A 17,291-nucleotide genomic window follows, 5' to 3' on the forward strand; every position below is an offset into this window, starting at 1 on the left:
TTTCCTTTAAGGTCATCTCTCCTTTTCCCTGTCTTTATCATTAACCACGGTTCAATGAATAAAGAACAGATCACACAATTAATTGCCAGAAAGCTATCCGGAGAAGCATCTCCCGAGGAAATAAAGGAACTGGATGCCCATTTAACGGTGTATCCGGAAGATGCTTATTTACTTTCCCTCTTAGCGGATTACTGGACCACCCCCCTCTCCTCCATTGCTGATGAAGACGCAGATGCAGAAGCGCATTTCCGCCATATACTGAACGCTGCCGCCAGCGAAGATACCCCCGAACGGGAAAGACGCACGTATCATATAGGTAAGATTCTTGCTGCGGCCGCCGTGGTTACAGGGATGATCTTTTTCTCCTGGTTATACGTAAACCGGAGCCAGCCTGCGTTATCCAGTATAGAAACTATTGTTAAACCCGGGGCCAGGTCAAGATTATTACTTCCGGACGGAAGTGTTGTATGGCTTAATTCAGGCAGCAGAATCAGTTATCCTGCCAATTTTACGGATTCGCTGCGGGAAGTGGAACTGGAAGGAGAAGCCTACTTTGACGTCGCTAAAAATCCCAACCGCCCTTTTATCGTTCATACGCGGGACATTCATATCAGGGTATTGGGTACCGCTTTCAATGTGAAGTGTTACCCGGATGAGAATAAAACAGAAGCCACCCTGATCAGGGGCCTGGTGCAGGTATCCAAAACCGGCGAAGGTCCTCAGGAAGTACTCCTGCTTCACCCGCACGAAAAAGTGGTGATCAGCAAAAGCGTTTCCGATATAGGCACCGCCGTGCCCCATAACATGATCGTAAAACATCTTAAAGAGAACACTAAAGATACTTCCATGGCAGAAACAGCCTGGGTATATAATAAACTAGTTTTTGACGGAGAGGATTTCCAGGAAATTGTAGCCGAAATGGAAAGATGGTACAATGTAAAAATATCCATTAATGACTCTACGGTGGCGGGTTACAGGTTCCACGCAAAATTTGAGAACGAAAGTATCACAGAAGTCCTTTCTGCCTTACGGTTATCGCTTCCTTTCACATTTAAAATCATCAATAATGAGGTGAACATCTACAAGTAACAGCAAAAAAATCGGGAAATGCGGAAACATTCCCCGAAAAGTCTAATTGTTCCAGAAACCTCCGATCGGGAAAATCAACGGGTTTCTTTCTTCTTAAACCGTAAATCCAAAGTTATGAAAAAAAATGCACCGCCTGCGAGGGGTGTTACGACGCCACGTCTGCTTAAATTCCTTCTATGTATGAAGCTTTCCGTGTTAATTATCATTCTTACAGCTACCCAGGTCAATGCAGCGAAAGTATTCAGCCAGACGATCACCGCCAGTTTTGAACAGGTTGAACTGCGCACGATACTGAATGTGATCGAGAAAAAGGCCAAAGTCAGGTTTTTATATAATTACGACCTTACTCCGCTCACCAAAAAAATGGACTTCTCCGTAAAGAACGTACCGGTTGGGGATGCACTCAATAAACTATTGGAGCATTCCGGCCTGCGGCACTGGGATATGGGCAATAACCTGATCGTTATTTCAGCGGGGAATAATAATGTTGAAGTGGCAAATCCTGCCCGGGTTGCAGTTACCGGCGTTATAACGGATGAAAAGAATGAGCCGCTCCCGGGGGTAAGCATCAATGTAAAAGGAACGTCTATTGGTACCGCTTCAGGTGTGGATGGGCGTTATACACTGAATGTACCTTCCGTGAATGATACTTTATTGTTCACCTATATCGGGTTTGCACCACAGCAGCAGGCACTGGCCGGCAGAACAACGCTCAATGTGACGCTGGTGGCAACTTCCAGCAACCTCCAGGAAATGGTGGTGGTAGGATATGGTACACAAAAGAAAGTAAATGTTACGGGCGCTATTGCTTCTGTGCCCATGCAGGAGATCCGCGATATGCCCGTGTCCAACGTAGCCACTGCCCTGCAGGGTAAAATAGCCGGCGTGGTGGTGCAACAGAATTCAGGAAGCCCGGGCAGAACACCTGCTATCAAGGTAAGGGGTTTTGGCTCTTTGTCCGCAGGCACAAGCCCATTGATCGTAGTAGACGGTAACATCGTTTCACCGGCGGTATTTGGCTTGTTTGATGCAGAGGAAATTGACAAGATAGATGTGCTGAAAGATGCTTCCTCCGCAGCGATCTATGGCTCCCGTGGTTCCAATGGGGTGATCCTCGTAACTACGAAAAAAGGCCGTGCGGGCAAAACACGTTTGAACCTGAATGTATATACCGGATTTCAGCAGGTGACAAAAAAACTGGATATACTGAATTCTCAGGAGTATGCGGAGTTTGCCAAAGATGCATCTAACAATGCTTACCTGGATAATGTAACCGGTGCACAGATCTCGGATCCCAACAGTGTGCGGCCTTCCAATTTCCTGCGTTACCGCTATCCGCGCGGAGAGGTTTTTGACTGGCTGAATTTTGATGATCCCGCAAAAATAGCTGCACTTCCGGACTACAACTACCAGGACCTCATCTTCCGCACTGCCCCTATCCATAATTACCAGTTCTCTGCCTCCGGCGGTACGGACAATGTACAGTATACCGTGAGTGCGGGTTATCTCACACAGGATGGTATTATCAAAAAGTCCGCCATGGACCGTTATACGCTGCGGGCTAATGTGGATATTAAAGCCACAGAGAAGTTCACTATCGGCGTTAACCTCAATCCATCTTACAGGATAACGGATGAAGTAAGGGCTGAAGGGCACTGGGCGGACAACCGCATTATTAATGCCGCGCTCAATACCATGCCGATGGCGCCTATTTACGCCGCGGACGGCAGTTATTCTTCGATGGCAGCGCTGGCAGCGCCGTACAACCTGCCGGGCATCACCAATCCTGTTGCGAATATTACTGAATACAACAGCAAGTTCCACGAAACGAACCTGCTGGCCAATGCATACGCGGAATACAAATTCCTCCCCAACCTGAAATACAGGGTTTCCGGTAATGTTAATCTTTACCAGAACAGGAGAAATGCCTATACCACTTCAAAGATGCCGCTTAACCAGCTATTGCCGCCCACTGCTGCAGTAGCCAGCGCGTTTTCAGACCAGGGGCTTAGCTGGCTGGTGAACCAGATACTGACCTATAATGTAACCTTCAATAAAAAGCATAACCTGGAAATACTGGCGGGCACGGAATCCAACAAACTGCAATACCAGTCTTCCGACGCAGCCGGTAATACCTTTGCCAACGATATTGTGCAAACGCTGAATGCAGCCGGGCAACCAGCTTCCGTGAGTTCTCAATTGAACGAAACGGCTACCGTTTCCTATTTTGCCAGGGTGGATTATAATTATAAATCCAAATACCTGCTGAAAGTATCTGTTCGCCGCGACGGCTCTTCTATTTTCGGACCGGATAAAAAGTTTGGTACTTTCCCCGCTGCTTCTGTAGGATGGAGAGTAACAGAAGAACCCTTCATGAAAAACCTGCCGGTATTGTCTGAGATGAAACTGCGGGTTAGTTACGGCCTTTCTGGCAACAATGCGTATAGCAATCCTTATCCCTACGTGGGCGGTGTAGGCGCTACCAATTATAGCTTTAACAATAATGTGGTTACAGGCCTTGCCATCAGTTCACTCGGTAATCCTGGCCTGAGCTGGGAACTCAACCAGCAGCTGGACCTGGGTATCGACATCGGACTCTTGCAGAACAGGATCTCGCTCACGGTTGATTATTACGACCGTATCACGAAAGACCTGTTGCTGTCCGTAAATGTGCCTACACTCACCGGGTTTAGTTCTGCCGTTAAGAATATCGGCAGGATGAGTAACAAGGGTTTCGAATTTGGTTTGAATAGTTACAACCTTACCGGCGCCTTTACCTGGAATACCAGCGCAAACCTTTCTTTCAACAAGAACAAAGTGCTGGAACTGGGCCCCACAGGTGATCGGATCCTGAGCGGCAGTGGTGTGGGCGAAACAAATGTTACGATGATAGGCGAACCCATCGGCAGTTATTTCGGGTATAAACAGATCGGCATTTTCAGAGATGCAGCAGACCTGCATACTAATCCACATGATAATACGACCAGGCCGGGAGATGTGAAATATGAAGATGTGAGCGGGGATGGCATCATTGATGCAAGGGACAGGACCCTCATTGGTAACAACCAGCCTGATTTCATTTACGGTATGACCAACACCTTCGCTTATAAGAATATTGATCTGAGCGTTTCCATACAGGGCACGCAGGGCGGGCAGATCCTCAACCTGAGCCGCCGCTTTTTTGATAACCTGGAAGGCGGAGGTAACAACCTGACCGTAGCGTTGGACCGCTGGCGTTCTCCGGAGAACCCCGGCAATGGTTTGGTACCAAGGGCGAATGCGCGTACAACAGGGAATAACAATGCAGTTTCTTCCCGCTGGGTAGAAGACGGTTCTTATCTGCGGATCCAGAATGTAAGCCTGGGTTACAAGTTGCCCAAAGCGCTTATCAGCCGGCTTAAACTGCAACAGGTACGGATATACGCTTCTGCACAAAATCTTTACACCTGGACAAACTATCTGAATTTCAATCCGGAAGTAAGTAATTATGAAGGACCGCTTACAGGCGGCGTTGATTACGGCAGCTATCCGCTGGCAAGAACAGTGACTTTTGGTATCAACGTTGGTTTCTAATGTTCCCATTAAACTACAAACTCATGAAATTTTCACATAACATTATACTAGTTGCCTTTTTGCTGTCATCCTGCGGCAAAGGTTTCGTAGACCTGAAGCCGATATCCAACATCACCACGGATAATTTCTACCAAACCGCGGAAGACTTTAAGAACGCGGTGAACGGTGCTTACAACGCACTCAGAACGGGTGGCACTTATGGCGTGGACAGTTATATTTTCGGAGAGATCAGGTCTGACAACTCCATGGCGGTAGCTTCCGGTTCCGTAACGGACCAGGACGAATTTGACCGCTTTTATATACGCACCACTAATCCCTTCATCAATAACCGCTGGAGTAACAGCTATACATCCATTGCACGGTGCAATGCCATTCTCGGGCGTATAGACCCTATTACAATGGACGCTGCGCTAAAGGCCCGCTACATTGCTGAAGCCAAGTTCCTCCGCGCGCTCTTTTACTTTAACCTGGTCAACACATTCGGGGATGTGCCACTGGTATTAAAAGAGATCACTAACTCGGATGAAGGGTATGATTATGGCAGAAATCCGAAGGAAGAAGTATATGCACAAATAGAAAAAGACCTTACAGAAGCTGCAGCAGCGTTGCCTCCTTCCTATACCGGTGCAGATATTGGCCGGGCTACAAAAGGCGCTGCCCAGGCCATTCTTGGCCGTGTATTGCTCACACAAAAGAAATATGCACCGGCTGCCATACAACTGAAAGCAGTGATTGACGGGAATCTGTATGGGCTGGTATTAACTTCGTATGCGGATTTCTTCAAAGTGACCAACAAAAACAACAAAGAAGCCATCTTTGATGTGCAATACAGGTCTGGCGGTATAGGACAGGGAAATTCCTGGCCCAATTCATTTGCCCCGCAGAATTCAGGGAATGCTGTGATCCAGTTTGGCGGTGGCGGCAATAATGTGCCGGTTGACGACCTGGTAAATGACTACGAAGCAGGCGATCAGCGGAAGACGGCCACCATTGCCACTTCCTATGTGAATCCCGGTGGCACCACCATTCCGGGCAACTTCGTTAAAAAATACTTTGATGTTCCGGGCGTTGCCAATGATAATGGCAATAATATCCCCATCATCCGTTATGCAGATGTGATACTGATGTATGCGGAATGTTTGAATGAAGCAGGATTCGTTGCCAACGGAGATGCCTTCACTTATCTGAACGATGTGCGCAGGCGTGCCGGGCTTGGTAACCTCACTGCTGTGGAGGTGCCCAATCAGGCAGCATTCCGGTTAACGATGGAACATGAAAGAAGAGTGGAGTTTGCTTTTGAAAATCTGCGCTGGTATGATCTGGTAAGAACGGATCGCGCCATCACCGTGATCAATGGAAAAGCCGGCACGATCAAACCCGTAAATCCTGTTACACCGCAGAACCTGGTATTCCCTATCCCGCAAAGCCAGATAGATATTAATAAAACAAAGATCACCCAGAACGAAGGTTCTAACTAAAAAAAGGAATGCCTGCCGTATATTGGCAGGCATTCTCTCTCAATACATCTGCCATGAAAAAAATAGCAGGGCTTACTTTCTGCCTGGTATTCTTATTTACTACCTACAGCGTTGCGCAAAACTTTGATACGACAAAACTGAATGGCAATCACGACCTGCGTTTGCCGGCCTGGGGTCCCTATTCCAAACATTATGCAGGCATTTCCCATATCCCGGATATTACAACCGGCAAACGGTTCGATTTCTCTGTGCTGCCTGGTTATTACCGCAATAAGTTACTGGTGCCCAACGTACGGTTTGAATCTTCCTATTTTCCCTGGAATGTGAAAAATGACCTTAGCGCTATTACCTACCGGTATGAACTGGAATGGAAGGACCAGGTGTATACAGATATTACGTATACATTGATCGATACATCTTCTGTATTGGTATCCATGCATTGTGTGAACAATACTGCGCTTCCGCAGAACCTTTCGCTCAACCTGGTGGCATCTGTGGAATACCCGGAGAACTATGGTATGCGGACATTGAAATATGGCGAAGGCACACAATGGTATAATGCCGCGGACTATCGTTCTCTTTCACATGCCGTAAAGAAGCCTGCTACCGATCTTGTGTATGACGGATGGAAACGTGGAGAAGTGCGGGATGCACGGCTCATCAATGGCCGTGGTGTTCAGGGAGGCGATAAAATCGAGTATGATGTAACCATACCATCAGGTAGCAAAAAAGCCCGGCTTCTTTTTATTTATTCGCTGAAGAACGGAAAGGAATCTGCTGTACAATTATCAGGACTGATCAATCAGAAAGTTATATTTAAGCCCAGTGATACGCTTGCTGTACTGGACATCCCGTTTGAAGTAACCGGTGGACATTTGCCCCTTACTTTGCTTGGCGGTGGTAATATACTGCTGAATGGTTTTGTTATCACTACCGTACAATCAGGAGAACCTTTTACGATCGTTCCCACACCCATGCTTAAAACGCCTGAAACGGAAGAGGACCTTAAAGCACGCACCCTGCTGCTGAAATACCCCGATGTGCCATTGTATTATGGGATCACATGGGATAAGGAACCTTTTAAGGTCCGTAGTATTAAAAATGATGAACTGGATATTTTTCTCCGGAATGAAACGCATAACCATGTAGCCAAAGTGCTGAATGGAAATATGAAAGGTGATTATGCCAATGTTTTTATCAGGCCTGTAGAACTGAAGCCTTTTTCCTCGCAAACGTGTACTGCATTGCTTAGTGTTGGTACGCATGATGGTGCACTCGCCGCATTGAAAAATAAGGTGCCGCTAAAAGATACCATACCGGAAGAAAAAGGCATACTCGCAGCGGGGAAAAAATATCTTTTCAGCCATAAGATGCTGAAAAGTACTTTACTTTCCAATGTAGTATATCCTGTTTATACGCAAGATCAATACATCCGGCATTTTACGCCCGGCAAGTGGTGGAACAGTTTGTATACCTGGGACCTTGGCTTTGTTGCGCTGGGCCTTTCATCCGTTAATCCGGCGCTTGCAGTGGATTGTATCAATGCTTATGTAACACCACCGGGAAGCCAGTCTGCCTTCGTTCATCATGGATCGCCGCTGCCTGTTCAGGTGTATGCGTTCCTTGAACTGTGGAATAAAACGCAATCCAGGGAATTGCTCAGTTATTTTTATCCCAGGCTTAAACAATACTATGAATTCCTGGCTGGGCGTTACGGGAGTTCTTCTACCAATGTGTTGCCTTCCGATCTGCTGAAAACCTGGGACTATTTTTACAATTCCGGCGGCTGGGATGATTATCCGCCGCAGGTAGGTGTACATAACCAGCATCTGGAAAAACGGGTAACGCCGGTAGTTACCACGGCACACGTGATCCGTGTAGCCAAAATACTGAGAATGGCGGCTGTAGCACTCGATAAACGCTCAGACCTCAAAGCATATGATGATGATATTAAAAGGTTTACTACCGCCCTGCAAAACCATTCCTGGGATGCAAAGAGCGGATACTATTCCTATGTGATGCACGACAGCGCCGGCCGTGCTACCGGCTTTTATAAAGACCCTGCATCAGGTGCTAATTTCAATATGGGCCTGGATGGGGCCTATCCTATTATATCCGGGATCTGTACACCCGGCCAGCAGGAAATTTTAACAGATAAGATATTTTCTCCCAAACATATGTGGAGCCCTTCCGGCATTACCGTGGTGGATCAATCCGCTCCTTACTATCGTACAGATGGATACTGGAACGGAGCGGTATGGATGCCGCATCAGTGGTTTGTCTGGAAAAGTTTGCTGGACATAGATAGAAGTGACCTTGCTTATCAGGTGGCATCGAAGGGCCTGGATGTATATAAAAGAGAAACGGATGCTTCTTATTACACCTTTGAGCACTTCCTGGCGGCGTCCGGCAGAGGGGCTGGCTGGCATCAGTTCTCCGGTTTATCTACACCGGTGCTGCTGTGGTTTGATGCCTATTACAAAACAGGTACGATAACACCGGGGTTTGAGATCTGGATCAACGGGCAGTCGTTTAACAATGATCATTCATCGTATAAAGCGGATCTTTCTTTTGATGAAGCTACCGCTCCGCATAAACGTGCGTTATTGGCAGGCATGAATCCGGCGTTTGACTATCAGGCACAGTTTTCCGGTAAACCGATTGTTATTAAACGTTTAGGGAAGGGCGTACTACAGCTTACGCTACCCGCTACAAATGAGGCGGGGACGCTGGTTATTCATCGTAAATAGTTGCTGGGATTGTATCTGGGGTATGTTACTTGCGAAAGATGCTTGATTGACGAAGGATTACCTAGAGAAAGACGAAGGGAAGGTGGACTTGATGTGGAGAGAATGTGTACCGGAGGTGAAGATGTGGTGAAGGGTATATTTAGTTGTTTGCACGGAGGATGATTGCACTTTTGAGTGCTTTTTGAAGCGTTGAAGTGGTGTTTTTTACAGCAAGATGTTTCATATGCACTTTCGTTTTACAAATTTACGGGCATTTTTTGGGTGATGAATATAATTTCCCTGGCGGAAGAAAAACTTCACATCAATTCCTGTCACCCGCCTCGCCTTGTTTCATTCCCGTTGCGGAGTGGCGAAGGTGTTATTTCCGTGCAGCCGGAAGAGCGGTTTACTTGTTGCATGGCTGTGGTGTACAAGGTTTGCTTCTTCTATCACCAGTGATGGTATCACATCAATGATATCTGCTGCGAAGTATTTTCGGTTGCCCGATGCACACAGCTGTCCGCCATATTCCCTGAATGCAGTCACCTGTAATACTACGATGGTTTCATCATCGCCTGCAGTGAAAGGCAGGATCAATTCGTTTGCCACTGCCGGTTTCCTGAGATCGATCAATACTTTGTCAGATACTGCATCCTGGTATTCACCATCAGTGAAGTTCACACCCACAGCAATCGCTTTGATCTGTATGTGCGTGGTGTTCTTTGCATGAAGGATATCACTGGCTGTCAGGGCAGGCAGGGCAATGCGGAGGTTTCCTTTGCCATCCTGTTTTACCTTAGGCCGGAAATTTAACAACCGGCCCAGGTCTGTGTGGCTGTTGAACTGAAAGCCTGTTAATCCCGCTATTGCTTCCCGCTTAAAAGTTCTCTCGCCGGGCTCATTGCTGCCGGCATAGAGTACCTGCTTCGTTCTTACATTCAGGCGGTTGGTCAGCTTATTATCCGTGCGGATATCCAGCCCCTGTTTTACGCCCCGGCGGATGATCTTTCCGGCTTTACTGGCAGTGCCAAAATCGATAGCGGCGCGTTTGGTGGCCTCACTTCTTCGTACCTTTTTTGCTTTTTTGCGGATGCGGAGTTTTCCATCCACCCTGTAACCGACCTCATCACCGAGGCTGCCGTTTACTTTTATTACTCCTTCCTGAAATCCCATAAAGATTGTTTTTTGGTGAACCTTCAATTTACGAAATATCAGCTCCCGCCGGGTTGTCAAATGACAAGAAATGACGAACTGCGTTAAATAAAAAAGCCACCCTGCAAACGCAAGGTGGCTTTTCTTCAATATTGTAAAACTTATAACTTCTCGATCAACGCACGGATGTTCTTTGCACTTTCTGTAAGGTCCGGCACACTGTTCGTCCAGTTATACTCATACTCCGCAGAGAAAAGCCCCTGGAACTTTTGTTTTTTCAGTTCTTTCAGCACGCCTTCCATGTTGGAAACGCCGGTAGTCCAGATCACATCATGGGCTTTAGGCGATTTCTCATTCAGGTCTTTAAAGTGCAGGCTGATCACATGGCCGTTCAGTTTCTGGATGCATTCTACCGGATCCAGGCCTGAGCGTACCCAGTGACCAATATCCGCGCAGGCGCCCATGTATTTGCTGCGGCCTTTGATAGCTGCCAGCACACTGTCCGGATGCCAGTAATGGCTCGGTTTCGGGTGATCGTGGATTGCCAGCTTGATCTTGTACTCGTCGCAGAGGTTGGATACGATGTCCAGGTCTTTCCGGGCAGGTTCTGACGTAATGCTTTTAATGCCCATTGCTTTGGCAAATTCGAAGATCTGTTTCCATTCTTCCGGGTTATTGCCGTTTACTACGCCAAACGCCAGCAGGGTTTTCTTCTTGCTTTTCAGAAGGTTCAGTACTTCGGCCCTTTTGGCAGCGTCCATTTTGTAATCCATACTGCCCTCAATTCCACCGCCGATCTTTTGGCCCGGGTAACATTCCACATATTGCAATCCGCAGGAATCCATTTTATCCAGGGCTTCCGCCAGGGTAAAAAGTCTGAATGAATAGGCCTGGGCGCCAAATTTCCAACCCAGTTTTGCTTCCTTTTGTTGGGCAGCCGCGGGCATGGCGTACATAACGGCCATCATACCCAGTGCCAACAAGCCTTTTCTCAATGAAATCATAGACGTGTTCAATTTATCCGTAATGAAAGATGATGGAAAAATAAGCGCCTTTTCTCAGTAATGCAAGGATAACACCAGAAAAGGTGTGGTAACTCATTTTATCGTAATTTTAGTCTTGATATGAAAGGCTTTATTTTCTCCAGGTACGATCCGTCCGAAAATAGCCAGAGCCCATTTGAGAAGCTGCTGGACATTTTTACCCAGCTACTCACCTACACCAGCGGTGATGTGGCAGAAGCACTACAGTGGCTCACTGAGTTAGATAAAGAATACCAGCTGAGCAACAACGAGTATGGCATTGGGGACTTTATACAGGATCTGAAAGACAAAGGTTTTATTCGTGAAAACGAGGAGAACGGCAATTTTGCAATAACATCGAAAACAGAACAAACCATCCGAAAGCGCGCTTTGGACGAAATATTTGGGAAACTAAAGAAATCTTCCATTGGCGACCATAACATCCGTAAATCCGGCATGGGCGACGAAATGAATGCGGAAACCCGCCCTTACGAGTTCGGGGACCCGCTGGAGCAGATAGATATGACGGCTTCCATCCGGAATGCCCAGATCAATCATGGCATAGACGCCTTCTCCATGCAGCAGGACGATCTGGAGATCCGGGAAACGGACTTCAAGACCCAGACCTCCACTGTACTGATGATAGACATCTCCCACTCCATGATCCTTTACGGGGAAGACCGGATCACACCAGCTAAAAAGGTGGCCATGGCCCTCAGCGAGCTGATCACCACCCGCTACCCCAAGGATACCCTGGATATCATCGTGTTTGGCAACGACGCCTGGCAGATCGAGATCAAAGACCTCCCTTATTTACAGGTAGGGCCTTATCACACCAATACGGTGGCCGGTCTGGAACTGGCGATGGACATCCTGCGGAGGCGGCGCAACCCTAACAAACAGATCTTTATGATCACAGACGGGAAGCCTACCTGCCTCAAACAGGGTAAAGAGTATTATAAGAACAGCTTCGGGCTGGACCGCAAGATCCTGAGCCGTACGCTCAACCTGGCGGCACAATGCAAAAAGCTGAAGATCCCTATCACTACCTTTATGGTAGCTACGGACCCCTGGTTGCAGCAATTTGTGAATGAATTCACCGAAACCAATAATGGTAAAGCTTTCTTTTCCGGCACAGACCAGCTGGGACAGTTCCTGTTCCGTGATTTTGAAAGCGGTAAAAGAAAAAGAGTTTAAAATAACAAGAAACACGAGACATGGAAAAGATCAAAACACTTGGTGATCTCAAAAAGAGCGGTTACGTATACAGGTCTGTAAAGGAAGAGATCCGCCAGAACCTGATAGAGAAGTTAAAAAGAAAAGAAAGCACCTTCCCCGGCATCATCGGGTATGATGATACGGTGATCCCCGATACGGAAAGAGCCATCCTCAGCCGGCATAATATCCTGTTCCTTGGTTTACGGGGACAGGCTAAAACACGCATGGCGCGGCAAATGACGGAGTTACTGGATGAATTCATCCCCATCATTGCCGGTTCTGAAATAAACGACAATCCCTTCGCGCCTCTCTCCCATTACGGCCGGGACATGGTAGCCAATATGGGCGATAAAACACCCATAGAATGGTTACCCCGCGCAGCACGATACGGAGAGAAACTGGCTACGCCGGATGTGTCCGTGGCAGATCTGATCGGTGATGTAGATCCTATCAAGGCTGCCAATGAGAAGCTGACCTATGCGGATGAAAGGGTGATCCACTTCGGCATCATCCCCCGCTCCAACCGCGGCATTTTTGTGATCAATGAATTACCCGATCTGCAAGCCCGCATACAGGTAGCCCTCTTCAATATCCTGCAGGAAGGAGACATCCAGATCCGCGGGTTCAAAGTGCGGATGCCACTGGATATCCTGTTTGTGTTCACCGCTAACCCGGAGGACTACACGAATCGTGGCGCCATCGTTACGCCGCTGAAAGACCGGATAGAAAGCCAGATCATCACCCACTATCCTAAAACACTGGAAAACTCCCTGCTCATCACAGAACAGGAAGCCAATATCCATAAGGAACAGGATATCGTGCAAATGCCGGATATCATCAAAAGGCTGATAGAACAAGTTGCTTTTGAAGCCCGAACGAGTGAATGGGTAGACAAAAAGAGCGGTGTTTCCGCCAGGCTCACCATCGCGGCCTTTGAGAATGCCGTGAGCGCCGCAGAACGCAGGGCCATCATTAATAAGGAGAAAACTACTTTTGTACGGATCAATGATCTGCAGGGTATTATACCTGCCATCACGGGTAAAATAGAACTGGTATATGAAGGAGAACAGGAAGGCCCCCTCCAGGTAGCTTTAAACCTGCTGGAAAAGAGCCTCCGCACCCTTTTTGCCCAATACTTCCCTAACCCGGATGCTTTCAAGAAACGCAAAGCAGGCGCAGCGGACGTGAACCCTTACCGCGGTATCATTCAATGGTTTGATAAAGGAAACAGCCTTCAACTGCTGCAGGACACTACGGACAAGCAATACGAAGCGGCTTTGCTGAAAGTGACCGGCCTGCCGGAACTGGTGAAACAGCTTTTCCCGAAAGCCAATAAACAGGAATCCCTGCTGATGATGGAAATGGTGCTCCATGGCCTCTCTGCCTATTCCCTGCTGAGCAAAAAGACGGTGGAAAACTCTACCCGGTTCTCCGATCTGCTGGGTACCATGATGAACTTTAGCACAACGGAAGAAGATACTGAGGAAGAATTATAATTGTCTGATTGAATTTTATATCTTGGTTGAAAGATTATTTCCACGTCTTAACCAAATGAAAATCTTATGCACAGAAGGAACTTCCTGCTCAATACCTCTGCTATCCTGGCGGGTTCAGCCTTGCTGCCCTCTTCACTGCGGGCAATAGCCCCCAGTGACCGTGTCCGTTTTGCCGCCATTGGCATCAACGGCATGGGATGGAGCGATCTCAGCGCCCTGCTCAATCACCCGGAAGCGGAATGCGTAGCGCTTTGTGATGTTGACAAAAACGTCCTGGACAAACGCGCGGCTGAACTGGCTGCCAAAAATATCAAGGTGAAGCTCTACAGCGATTACCGGAAACTGCTGGAAGATAAAAGCATAGACGCCGTAGTCATAGGCACACCGGATCATTGGCATTGCCTGCAAATGACGGATGCCTGTTCCGCCGGTAAGGATGTGTATGTGGAAAAACCCATCGGCAATTCCATCTTAGAATGCCGCGCCATGGTGGGTGCCCAGCAACGCCATAACCGCGTTGTACAGGTAGGCCAGTGGCAACGCAGCATGCAGCACTTCCAGGATGCCATAGACTTTGTGCATTCCGGCAAACTGGGCAATGTGAGGCTGGTAAAAGCCTGGGCTTATATGGGCTGGATGAAACCGGTTCCCAAACAACCGGCTACCCCTGTTCCCGCAGGTGTTGATTACACTACCTGGCTGGGGCCTGCGCAGAAACGCGCCTTTGACCCTAACCGCTTTCACTTCAACTTCCGCTGGTACTGGGATTATGCAGGTGGCTTGATGACGGACTGGGGTGTGCATCTTATCGACTATGCACTCTACGGCATGAAAGCTTCCAACCCTAAATCTGTAGTGGCAGCCGGCGGTAAATTTGCTTACCCGGATGATGCGGCAGAAACTCCGGATACCCTCACAGCCATCTATGAGTTTGAAGGTTTCAATATGCAGTGGGAACATGCTACCGGCATTGATGGTGGTCCTTACGGCCGTACACACGGGATTGCCTTCATTGGCAACAATGGTACGCTGGTGCTGGACCGTGGCGGATGGGAAGTGATACCGGAGAAAGGTAAAATGGAAGCCATCGCTTATACAAAAGCATCTGATAATGGTTTGATCAAACACACGAAGAACTTCCTGGAAGTGATCAAATCCCGTAAACTCAGTGATCTGCGTTGCGATATTCAAACGGGTGCTAATGTGGCCGTGAATGCGCAGATGGGGAACATTGCCTTTAAAACCGGGAACAAAGTGTTCTGGGATAAAGCAAAGCAGGAATTCACGACTGCAGCCGCCAATAAACTGATGGCCGCGGAGTATCATAATGGTTACAAACTTCCTAAATTATAAATAAATGTATCTGATCAAAACGCTCGTTGTATGCTCAGCTATCCTGTTGCCTGTCATACATGCCAACGCACAGGAAAAAGCCAAACCTGAAGACACTGAGTTCTGGGAACCAGTACCCGTTGTTGTAACACCCGGCGCTGGTACTGCTGCCCCTTCTGACGCCATTGTACTATTCGATGGCAAGAACCTGAATAATTGGGTAAGTGAAAAAGGCGGCGCCGCTACTTTTGTAATAGAAGATGGCGCTATGACCGTTACTCCTAAGAAAGGTGGCATCAAAACCAAAGAATCTTTCGAAGATTTCCAATTGCACATAGAATGGCGCTCTCCCTCAGTTGTAAAAGGCGAAAGCCAGGGACGCGGCAACAGCGGTATCTTCCTGCAGTCTTATTACGAGTTGCAGGTGCTGGATAATTTCAATAACAGGACTTATTCCAATGGCCAGGCCGGAAGTATCTATAAACAAGCCCTTCCACTGGTGAATGCCTGTAAGAAACCCGGAGAATGGCAAACGTATGATGTGATCTGGACGGCACCGCGTTTTAATGAAGATGGTTCCGTGAAATCTCCTGCGCGTATTACGGTACTGCATAACAATATTCTGGTACAGAATAATACTGAACTGAAAGGGAAAACGGAATACATTGGTCAGCCGAAGTATGTGAAGCATGGGGCTATGCCGCTGGCTTTGCAGGATCATGGAGATCTGGTGAGTTACCGGAATATCTGGATCAGGAAGTTATGATTCCTTTATATTTTTAAAGCCCTTCGTGTTATGCGGGGGGCTTTTTTTGCTTGTAGGGAGTTTGCCGCGCAGCAAAGGGCGGTTTTTTTTATTTTGGGGGAAGATGTTTTTTTTCGAAATAGCTGTGTTTATAAGCATAAAATAAAAAAGCCTTCTCGGCAGAGAGGACTTTTTTGTGAAACAACTGTTTCCAGGCATAAAATAAAAAAAGCCTTCTCAGCTGAGAAGGCCCTTTTTGGGAGGTTTCGAGCGGATTCGAACCGCTGTAGGAGGTTTTGCAGACCTCTGCCTAGCCACTCGGCCACGAAACCATCAATATTTTGTGGACTGCAAAAGTAGTAAATTTTCGATATTTGCCAAATCTGATTCAAAGATATTCATTTACGGATTATAAAAAATGAAAGATAATATGACCAGAATAGCAGAATCTGAACTGATACTCAACGCTCGCGGAGCTGTTTACCACTTAGATGTACGCCCGGAAGAATTAGCACATACCATCATCACCGTGGGTGATCCGGAACGTGTTAAAGCTGTCAGCAAACATTTTGACAAGATCGAAGGTACATACCAGCACCGCGAATTTGTGACACATACCGGGTTTATCGGACAGAAAAGGATCTCTGTTGTTTCTACCGGTATTGGTACAGATAACATTGATATTGTGCTGAATGAACTGGATGCGTTGGTGAATATTGATTTTGCTACCAGAACAGTGAAGGAAGAACTGGTAAAGCTCCGCATCATCCGCCTGGGCACTTCGGGTTCTTTGCAGGAATCCATCCCGGTGGACAGCTTTGTGGTTTCTTCCCATGGCCTTGGCCTTGATAACCTCCTGCCCTTCTATACTTACCAGAACACGCCGGAAGAACTGGCACTGCTGGAAGCTTTCCGCGGACAGATCAGAATGCAGCCCAGCGCTGCAAGACCTTACCTCATAGAAGCTTCCAAAGAACTGAAAGAAAAGTTCAGGGAAGGTTTTCACACAGGCATCACCGTTACCTGCCCGGGCTTTTATGCACCGCAGGGGCGTGTGTTACGCGGTGCGCTCTCCCATCCTGAACTGATTGATCAGCTCACGGGTTTCAGCTATGAAAATAAGCACATTACCAACTTTGAAATGGAAACAGCGGGGATCTATGGCTTAGGGCGCGTTTTAGGGCATGAATGCCTTTCTATCAGCGCGATTGTGGCTAACAGGATCAAAAAGGAATTTAGTGCGGATGGCGGGGCTGCGGTGGAAAGACTGATCGTACAGGCGCTGGAGAAGATCGCGGAATAAGCTTTTGCCGCGCAAGAAAGGGCGGAGTTTTTTTCTTTTGGAGGGAAGCTTTTTTGGGGGATGTTGGTTTCTTGCGCATCAGAAGCTTTTTTGGGGGATGTTGGTTTCTTTGCGCATCAGAAGCTTTTTTGGGGGATGTTGGTTTCTTGCGCAT

At 47.6% G+C, this 17,291-nt stretch carries 11 protein-coding genes and 1 tRNA gene; 9 read left to right on the plus strand and 3 right to left on the minus strand.

Annotated elements, in window-relative coordinates; translation table 11 throughout:
- Positions 1-54 precede the first annotated feature (54 nt).
- The 4 genes from GFS24_RS07045 to GFS24_RS07060 all read left to right on the plus strand — a co-directional run bounded on the left by GFS24_RS07045 (position 55) and on the right by GFS24_RS07060 (position 8,890).
- Positions 55-1,089 carry a FecR family protein gene (locus tag GFS24_RS07045; RefSeq protein WP_153658868.1) on the plus strand — a complete coding sequence of 345 codons (1,035 nt, stop codon included), beginning with the start codon at positions 55-57 and terminating at the stop codon, positions 1,087-1,089.
- Positions 1,090-1,269: 180 nt separating this feature from the next.
- On the plus strand, positions 1,270-4,662 hold the full coding sequence (locus GFS24_RS07050) for a TonB-dependent receptor (protein ID WP_153658869.1): 3,393 nt from the start codon (positions 1,270-1,272) through the stop codon (positions 4,660-4,662).
- A 23-nt stretch (positions 4,663-4,685) separates the two neighbouring features.
- Positions 4,686-6,140, plus strand: a complete 1,455-nt coding sequence (locus tag GFS24_RS07055; protein ID WP_153658870.1) for a RagB/SusD family nutrient uptake outer membrane protein — start codon at positions 4,686-4,688, stop codon at positions 6,138-6,140.
- Between the two features lie 8 nt (positions 6,141-6,148).
- Positions 6,149-8,890 (plus strand): hypothetical protein, encoded by a 2,742-nt coding sequence (locus tag GFS24_RS07060; protein ID WP_216647367.1) that lies wholly within the window; start codon positions 6,149-6,151, stop codon positions 8,888-8,890.
- A 330-nt stretch (positions 8,891-9,220) separates the two neighbouring features.
- On the opposite strand, the gene GFS24_RS07065 is transcribed toward GFS24_RS07060, so the two are convergent.
- Together GFS24_RS07065 and GFS24_RS07070 are read right to left on the minus strand one after the other, a co-directional pair.
- Positions 9,221-10,042, minus strand: coding sequence for a hypothetical protein (locus GFS24_RS07065; RefSeq protein ID WP_153658871.1), 822 nt, complete (start codon positions 10,040-10,042; stop codon positions 9,221-9,223).
- Positions 10,043-10,182: 140 nt separating this feature from the next.
- Positions 10,183-11,025 (minus strand): sugar phosphate isomerase/epimerase, encoded by an 843-nt coding sequence (locus GFS24_RS07070; RefSeq protein WP_153658872.1) that lies wholly within the window; start codon positions 11,023-11,025, stop codon positions 10,183-10,185.
- A 120-nt stretch (positions 11,026-11,145) separates the two neighbouring features.
- Between GFS24_RS07070 and GFS24_RS07075 the strand changes: the two genes are divergently transcribed.
- From GFS24_RS07075 to GFS24_RS07090, 4 genes are all read left to right on the plus strand, one after another.
- A complete protein-coding gene (locus GFS24_RS07075; RefSeq protein ID WP_153658873.1) occupies positions 11,146-12,240 on the plus strand; it encodes a VWA domain-containing protein in 1,095 nt (364 codons plus the stop codon).
- A 20-nt stretch (positions 12,241-12,260) separates the two neighbouring features.
- Entirely contained in the window at positions 12,261-13,757 is a 1,497-nt protein-coding gene (locus tag GFS24_RS07080) for a sigma 54-interacting transcriptional regulator (protein ID WP_153658874.1), read from the plus strand.
- Between the two features lie 66 nt (positions 13,758-13,823).
- Positions 13,824-15,110, plus strand: a complete 1,287-nt coding sequence (locus GFS24_RS07085) for a Gfo/Idh/MocA family protein (protein WP_153658875.1) — start codon at positions 13,824-13,826, stop codon at positions 15,108-15,110.
- Positions 15,111-15,114: 4 nt separating this feature from the next.
- Positions 15,115-15,855, plus strand: a complete 741-nt coding sequence (locus GFS24_RS07090; RefSeq protein ID WP_153658876.1) for a DUF1080 domain-containing protein — start codon at positions 15,115-15,117, stop codon at positions 15,853-15,855.
- Positions 15,856-16,095: 240 nt separating this feature from the next.
- Here the strand turns inward: GFS24_RS07090 and GFS24_RS07095 are convergent.
- A tRNA-Cys gene (locus GFS24_RS07095) sits at positions 16,096-16,166 on the minus strand.
- A 98-nt stretch (positions 16,167-16,264) separates the two neighbouring features.
- On the opposite strand from GFS24_RS07095, the gene GFS24_RS07100 reads away from it, so the two are divergent.
- Entirely contained in the window at positions 16,265-17,137 is an 873-nt protein-coding gene (locus GFS24_RS07100) for a nucleoside phosphorylase (protein ID WP_153658877.1), read from the plus strand.
- Positions 17,138-17,291: the final 154 nt, after the last annotated feature.

This window comes from Chitinophaga sp. SYP-B3965, from assembly GCF_009647655.1.
Taxonomy (GTDB): domain Bacteria; phylum Bacteroidota; class Bacteroidia; order Chitinophagales; family Chitinophagaceae; genus Chitinophaga.

Bases quoted from the DNA above. Each gene is read 5' to 3' on its own strand.
- GFS24_RS07045 (WP_153658868.1), top strand. From the start codon at position 55: ATGAATAAAGAACAGATCACACAATTAATTGCCAGAAAGCTATCCGGA.
- GFS24_RS07050 (WP_153658869.1), top strand. From the start codon at position 1,270: ATGAAGCTTTCCGTGTTAATTATCATTCTTACAGCTACCCAGGTCAAT.
- GFS24_RS07055 (WP_153658870.1), top strand. From the start codon at position 4,686: ATGAAATTTTCACATAACATTATACTAGTTGCCTTTTTGCTGTCATCC.
- GFS24_RS07060 (WP_216647367.1), top strand. From the start codon at position 6,149: ATGCCTGCCGTATATTGGCAGGCATTCTCTCTCAATACATCTGCCATG.
- GFS24_RS07065 (WP_153658871.1), bottom strand. From the start codon at position 10,042: ATGGGATTTCAGGAAGGAGTAATAAAAGTAAACGGCAGCCTCGGTGAT.
- GFS24_RS07070 (WP_153658872.1), bottom strand. From the start codon at position 11,025: ATGATTTCATTGAGAAAAGGCTTGTTGGCACTGGGTATGATGGCCGTT.
- GFS24_RS07075 (WP_153658873.1), top strand. From the start codon at position 11,146: ATGAAAGGCTTTATTTTCTCCAGGTACGATCCGTCCGAAAATAGCCAG.
- GFS24_RS07080 (WP_153658874.1), top strand. From the start codon at position 12,261: ATGGAAAAGATCAAAACACTTGGTGATCTCAAAAAGAGCGGTTACGTA.
- GFS24_RS07085 (WP_153658875.1), top strand. From the start codon at position 13,824: ATGCACAGAAGGAACTTCCTGCTCAATACCTCTGCTATCCTGGCGGGT.
- GFS24_RS07090 (WP_153658876.1), top strand. From the start codon at position 15,115: ATGTATCTGATCAAAACGCTCGTTGTATGCTCAGCTATCCTGTTGCCT.
- GFS24_RS07100 (WP_153658877.1), top strand. From the start codon at position 16,265: ATGACCAGAATAGCAGAATCTGAACTGATACTCAACGCTCGCGGAGCT.